Genomic DNA, 5,991 nt, shown 5'->3' on the forward strand with positions numbered 1-5,991 from the left:
ACTCCACGCTGCCGCCGATCTGCGCAGCGCCGGCCCGAAAGGCCAGATCGTCTACGCTCACCCCTTCAGGATCGATGGCCACCTGGCCGGCAATGTCGAGGTCGGGCCCGCGCACCAACCCGAGCCAGGGCCCTTCCAGGCCGATACGCCCGAGATAGCGCGCAAGGCGGTCCCCATCAGCCGCGACCAGCCTGGCATCGCCCGCAATCCGGTCCCGCGCGGTCAGATCAACGGCGCCGGCAAAGGACAGCCGCGCCTCACCGGGCAGCGTTACCGTGCTTTGGGCGATCTGCAATTCGCCGTTCTCGAGCATCGCACGAAGCGTCACGTCGAGCAGTTCCTCGCCGGCAAGACCGACGCTGCCGAGTTCGAGCGCGAGATCAATCGGCGGCAGCGGCGTTCGCGGCCCCTCCTCCCCGAACCAGGACGTCAGCAGCCCGGAACGCGGGCTGGCCGTGATCGTGTCGAGCGCCAGCCGGCGTCCGGCCAGTTCGAGCCTTAGGCGCGGGTCGTCGAGGCGCAGAAAGCCGCTGCCCTCGAGCTGCGAGCCGAGCGACGGATCGCCCAGTTCGAGTCGCAATGCGGACAAGGCGAAACCGGGCCCATCACTGGCGAAATTACCACTGAGCACGACCGGGTCCTGCGTGGCGGGCTCCGCCACCATCTCGGCGTCGGGGAGCGCAACGATCCGCATCTCGCCGTCGAGGAGCGGGCGATAGCGGGAGGCCTCGGGAAGCAGTTGCAGCGTCGCGTCGATATCGTATCGCAACGGTGTATCCACACCGCCGACGAGCCGCATCTCCATGGAGAGATCATCACTGAGCGTCCCGGTACCGAGGCGGAATGTATCGCCGCCATAGATCCCCTCGATCCGCCATGGTCCGGCCAGCGAGGGCGCATCCAGGCGCAGATTGGCGAGCTCGGCCCGACGCATGGCGCCAAATTCAGGCGTGATCGTCGTCACGCTGAGCGCGGTGATGGCGAGATCATCGAAGGCGAGCGCGCCCAGCGCTTCGGGCCCCTCACGCATGCGCTCGGGAAACCGCAGCGCGCCTTCCTCCATCGGAAGGCGCAGATCGGCGCGGGCAATGCCGATATTGCTGAAGCGCACCTGCCCGCGCAACAGCGCCGTCAGCTCCATTTCCGCAGCGACATTCTGCGCGACCAGAGAGGGCGATGCGCCATCGGGAATGCCGATGGTCAGGCCGTCGACCCGCATGCGCGGGGACGGCAGCAGCCGGAGATCGATCGTGCCGCGCGTCTCCACCGGAATGCCGGCGGCGCGCGACAGCGCCGCCTCGAGATCAAGACGCCTCTCCTCCCAGTCGACGAAAGGCGGGATCGCGAGTGCTGCCACGAGGATCAGTATGACGATAGCCGCCAGAGCGGTCAGACTGTCACGCAAGGCCCATGGACCCCTTCACGCCAGCGATCGAATTCAACAGGTTCGGCACGGAGTTAACCCCGTAGCATGGCCGAACCATGACGAAACCCGACGCCGCCGTCCAGCTTTGCAAGCCGGATCGGGTCAGAAAATCGCGGATTTGCATCCCGGCGCATTCGCGCGCGCCGGAATGGCGCCTCACCAGGAGACGATCTTGCCGGGATTCATGATGTTCTGCGGATCGAGAGCGTGCTTGATCGCCCGCATCACCGCAAGCGCCTCGGCACCGTGCTCCGATTCGAGGTATTTCATCTTCATCTGGCCAACACCGTGCTCACCGGTGCAGGTGCCCTCCATCTCGAGTGCGCGTTCGACGAGGCGCTCGACGAAGTGTTTCGCCTTGGCGATTTCTTCTTCGTTTTCCATATCGACCAGCGGCAGCACATGGAAATTGCCGTCGCCGACATGGCCGACGATCGGCGCCATCAGCCCGGCTTCGGCAATGTCGTGCTGCGTTGCCTCGACGCATTCGGCGAGCCGCGAGATCGGAACGCAGACATCTGTGGAAATGCCCTTTGCGCCAGGGCGCAGGGCCATTGCCGCCCAATAGGCGTCATGCCGTGCCTGCCACAGGCGGGTGCGTTCCTCGGCCTGCGTCGTCCAGGCGAAGGGGCCGCCGCCGAATTCCTCGGCGATCTCGCCAAACCGCGCCGCCTGTTCCTTCACGCCCTCTTCCGAGCCGTGGAATTCGAGGAAGAGCTGGGGGCGCTCCTCCAGCGTGGTCTTGGAATACAGGTTGATGGCGCGCACCTGCATCTCGTCGATCAGTTCGATCCGCGCCATCGGAATGCCGGACTGGATGGTGATGATCACCGCCTCGCAGGCTGCCGCGATGCTCGGGAACGGGCAGATGCCGCCGGAAATCGCCTCGGGAATGCCGTGCAGCCTGAGCGTGATCTCGGTGATGATGCCGAGCGTGCCTTCGGAGCCAACCATCAGACGGGTCAGATCATAGCCGGCGCTCGACTTCTTGGCGCGGCGGGAGGTATTGACGATATCGCCGTTGGGCATGACCACGGTGAGCGCGAGCACGTTGTCCTTCATCGTGCCGTAGCGCACCGCATTGGTGCCGGAGGCACGGGTGCCGACCATGCCGCCGAGCGAGGCATCAGCGCCCGGATCGATCGGGAAGAACAGCCCCATATCACGCAGATATTCGTTGAGCGCCTTGCGCGTGATACCCGGCTGCACCACGCAGTCGAGATCCTCCGCATGGACGGCGATCACGGCGTTCATCCGGCTGGTATCGATCGAGACGCCGCCATAGGGCGCATTGGTGTGTCCTTCGAAGGAGGTGCCGGTGCCGAAGGGGATGACGGGAACGTCATGCTGCGCGCACAGTTTCACGACCTGCGAGACTTCCTCGGTGCTCTCCGCGAAAACGACAATATCCGGGGCCTGATTCTCGACCCAGGTCAGCGTGTTGGCGTGCTGCTCGCGCACCGCCTGCGCGGTGGAGAGGCGCGCGCCCACGAGATCCGTGAGCGCCTGCGTCAGCGTTGCGAGCGTGGCGGCGTCGGGGCGCTTGCGCGCATCGTTGCGGATCATGTCCATCGTTTCCGGCCCTGTCGATTATCGGTTTCTTCGCCCTGTCTTTATCAGAAGCCAGGCCCCGGCGCACGCGCCGAAACCGCGCATCCTTCCCGCTCCGGTCTGGGAAAAGCGCGCTGCGCGGGGTGGCTGGCGACGATGCCCCGGCGCCGTTGCGGATTTCCCATGGCCTGGCGCGCGGCTTCATGATCAATAGGGGCATGAACGAGCAAGCGAAGCGCGACGAGCGGCGCGATGGCGAGGAAGCAGGCGGCAGCGCACCCTTGTCCGGCCCCTCCCCCCTCCTGCGCGGCATTCGCGACGCGCTGGTGCTGCCGGCCTGGATCGTCGGCTTCTCGCTCCTGGGCGTCGGCTCGCTCGCGCAGGATGTCGGATTTCCCTTCCTCGCAGCCGTCCTGTCGACTTTTCTGATGTGGGCCGCGCCTGCGCAGGTAATCCTGTTCGGCGGGATAGCCGGCGGGACGGCGCTGCCGCTGGTGGCGGTGGCCGTTTCGCTCTCCTCGATCCGCCTTCTGCCCATGACGGTCTCGATGATGCCGATGCTGCGCCGGCCCGGGCAGAGCCTGCTCACACAGGTCTTCGTGGCGCATTATGTTGCGGTCACCGTCTGGGTCGAGAGCAGCCGGCGCATGCCGACCATGCCGCCGCAGGAGCGCTTCGGCTATTACCTTGGCTTCGCCAATGCCTGCCTGATGGTGGCGACGACGATGACCGGGATCGGCTTTCTCCTGAGCGCCGCCGTGCCGCCCTTTCTCGCAGCCGGCCTGCTCTTTCTGACGCCATTATTCTTCACAATTGCGCTGATCGCCGGTGCGCGCACGCTGCTCGACCAGTCCGCGCTTGTCCTCGGCGCAGCGCTCGCGCCGCTGTTCACGCTGCTCGTGGGACCGGATTTCGATCTGCTCGCCACGGGCCTCGTGGGCGGTACGCTCGCCTGGCTGATCGGACGGGGGCGGCGATGATCACCTGGGAGGCCGCGATCGCGCCGCTATGGCCCTATCTCGTGCTGATCCTGGTCGGCTTTCTGCCGAGCGAGATCTGGCGGGCGCTCGGGGTGGTCGTCTCGCGCGGGCTCGATGAACGCTCGGAGATCATCGTCTGGGTCCGCGCCGTCGCGACCACGCTGCTGGCCGCCGTGGTCATGAAGCTCCTGCTTACGCCGAGCGGGGCGCTGGCTGCCGCGCCCCTCGTCGCCCGCCTGGGCGCCGTTCTCGTGGGGATCGGGGTGTACTTTCTCGCCCGGCGCTCCGTCATTGCCGGGGTCATTGCAGGCGAATTGATATTAATTTCTGTTACGTATTTCGCATTCACGTAACCAAACCTGCGCAATAAAATATAACTTGGTGTGCAAATTTGGATCATGACTTGCCGAAATTCCGTCGCAGTGTTAACTTTCTATTTTACTCCAGAACAATTGTCGCTCCACACGTATAGTCTGGCAGCGGCTATTGCAGAGGAGGGATCGATGAAACACGAGGGTATTGATCAGCTCCATAGCGTTGCACATGTCGCGTCGCACCGCCCGCGGGAAATGCTGACCCGCCGTGAACGCCTTGAGCGCTGGGCGGCCTTGCTCGAACGTCGTCCGAATACGGAATTTGCGCCTTTCCCCGAGGATTACGAAGCGCCGTTCGATGCGCGCAGCCGCCTGCGGTATCAGGCATCACCAATCGAAATCGCCAATGCAGACCCGCTGTTGCGGGCGCAGGGTCTCGCCGGAGACGGCCTCGGCGACGCAATCGCCTTCTTCGGCCTGAGCGGGGATGATGCGTTGTATGTCCTCGACAATGCCCGGCTGGACGGGCAGAGCCTCGCAAGGCGCCTGCGTGCGATCGCGGCAAAGCGCGACCGCACCATGCTGGCAGCGGGCCTCGTGACGGCAGGTGTCGCCGCAGTGCCGTTTCTGGCGTTCGTCTTCGGCTGAAGGCCGGACAGGCGGGCGCTTGAGTCAGTCTTCAAGGATCTCGCGGTTCGCCACCGTGGTATCGGCGTTGAGGCGGTAGACCATCGGAATTCCGGTGCCGAGTTCGAGCCCCGGAATCGTTTCCGGCGTATAGCCGTCAAGCACCATGATCAGCGCGCGCAGGCTGTTGCCGTGCGCGGAGACGATGACGCGCTCGCCGCGCATCACACGTGGCTGGATTTCGCGGATGTAATAGGGCAGCACGCGGGCGACTGTGTCGCGCAGGCTTTCGCCGCCGGGCGGTTGCACGTCGTAGGAGCGGCGCCAGATATGAACCTGCTCCTCGCCCCATTTCGCGCGGGCATCATCCTTGTTCAGCCCCGCGAGATCTCCGTAATCGCGCTCGTTGAGGGCTTGATCGCGCATGGTTTCGAGCCCTTCCTGCCCGATCTCGGCGAGAATGAGATCGAGCGTCTTCTGCGCCCGGGTCAGCACCGAGGTGAAGGCGATATCGAAGGACAGCCCCCTCTCCTTCAGCAGGCGCCCGCCGCGCACGGCCTCCTCGACACCGAGTTCGGTGAGGCCCGGATCACGCCAGCCGGTGAAGAGGTTCTGCTTGTTCCACTCGCTCTGGCCGTGTCGCACGAGCACGAGAAGGCGCTCCATCGCATCAATCCTTTCGTTGCGTTCAAACGTTGTTGAGGCCGAGCACATCGGCCATGGAATAGAACCCGGCGGGCTTGCCCTTGCCCCAGATCGCCGCGCGCACGGCGCCGCGCGCGAACAGGATCCGCTGCTCTGCCACGTGCTGCAGCACGATCCGCTCGTGCGGGCCGGCGAAGATGACGGAGTGGTCCCCGACCACCGTGCCACCGCGCAGGGTCGCAAAACCGATATCGCCGGGATCGCGCGCGCCGGTATGGCCGTCGCGATGACGCACCGAGCGTTCCTCCAGATTGATCGTACGGCCCTCAGCCGCCGCCTCACCAAGCATGAAGGCGGTACCCGAGGGGGCATCGACCTTCTGGCGGTGATGCATTTCCAGGATCTCGATATCGAATTCCTCGCCCAGCACGGATGCGACCTTGCGCAC

General features: G+C 65.2%; 7 protein-coding genes. 3 read left to right on the forward strand and 4 right to left on the reverse strand.

Annotated features, from left to right (window positions below; all coding sequences use genetic code 11):
- Together VKP01_RS08785 and VKP01_RS08790 are read right to left on the reverse strand one after the other, a co-directional pair.
- A partial coding sequence (locus VKP01_RS08785; protein ID WP_324411772.1) for an AsmA family protein occupies positions 1 to 1,405 on the reverse strand: 1,405 nt, incomplete at its 3' end.
- 177 nt (positions 1,406 to 1,582) lie between these two features.
- Positions 1,583 to 2,992, reverse strand: coding sequence for an FAD-binding oxidoreductase (locus tag VKP01_RS08790; RefSeq protein ID WP_324411773.1), 1,410 nt, complete (start codon positions 2,990 to 2,992; stop codon positions 1,583 to 1,585).
- A 203-nt stretch (positions 2,993 to 3,195) separates the two neighbouring features.
- Here VKP01_RS08790 and VKP01_RS08795 point away from each other — a divergent pair, with 203 nt between their 5' ends.
- The 3 genes from VKP01_RS08795 (at position 3,196) to VKP01_RS08805 (ending at position 4,919) form a co-directional block, all read left to right on the forward strand.
- Entirely contained in the window at positions 3,196 to 3,957 is a 762-nt protein-coding gene (locus VKP01_RS08795; RefSeq protein WP_324411774.1) for an AzlC family ABC transporter permease, read from the forward strand.
- Positions 3,954 to 4,310, forward strand: coding sequence for an AzlD domain-containing protein (locus VKP01_RS08800; protein WP_324411775.1), 357 nt, complete (start codon positions 3,954 to 3,956; stop codon positions 4,308 to 4,310). The genes VKP01_RS08795 and VKP01_RS08800 overlap by 4 nt, the downstream gene beginning before the upstream one ends.
- Positions 4,311 to 4,460: 150 nt before the next feature.
- Positions 4,461 to 4,919 (forward strand): hypothetical protein, encoded by a 459-nt coding sequence (locus VKP01_RS08805; protein ID WP_324411776.1) that lies wholly within the window; start codon positions 4,461 to 4,463, stop codon positions 4,917 to 4,919.
- 24 nt (positions 4,920 to 4,943) lie between these two features.
- Here the strand turns inward: VKP01_RS08805 and VKP01_RS08810 are convergent, their stop codons facing one another.
- On the reverse strand, positions 4,944 to 5,564 hold the full coding sequence (locus VKP01_RS08810) for a 2,3-bisphosphoglycerate-dependent phosphoglycerate mutase (protein ID WP_324411777.1): 621 nt from the start codon (positions 5,562 to 5,564) through the stop codon (positions 4,944 to 4,946).
- 22 nt (positions 5,565 to 5,586) lie between these two features.
- The coding region (dapB, locus tag VKP01_RS08815) for a 4-hydroxy-tetrahydrodipicolinate reductase (protein ID WP_324411778.1) at positions 5,587 to 5,991 on the reverse strand (405 nt) is incomplete at its 5' end.

It is taken from the genome of Saliniramus sp. (assembly GCF_035311605.1).
Classification (GTDB): domain Bacteria; phylum Pseudomonadota; class Alphaproteobacteria; order Rhizobiales; family Beijerinckiaceae; genus Saliniramus.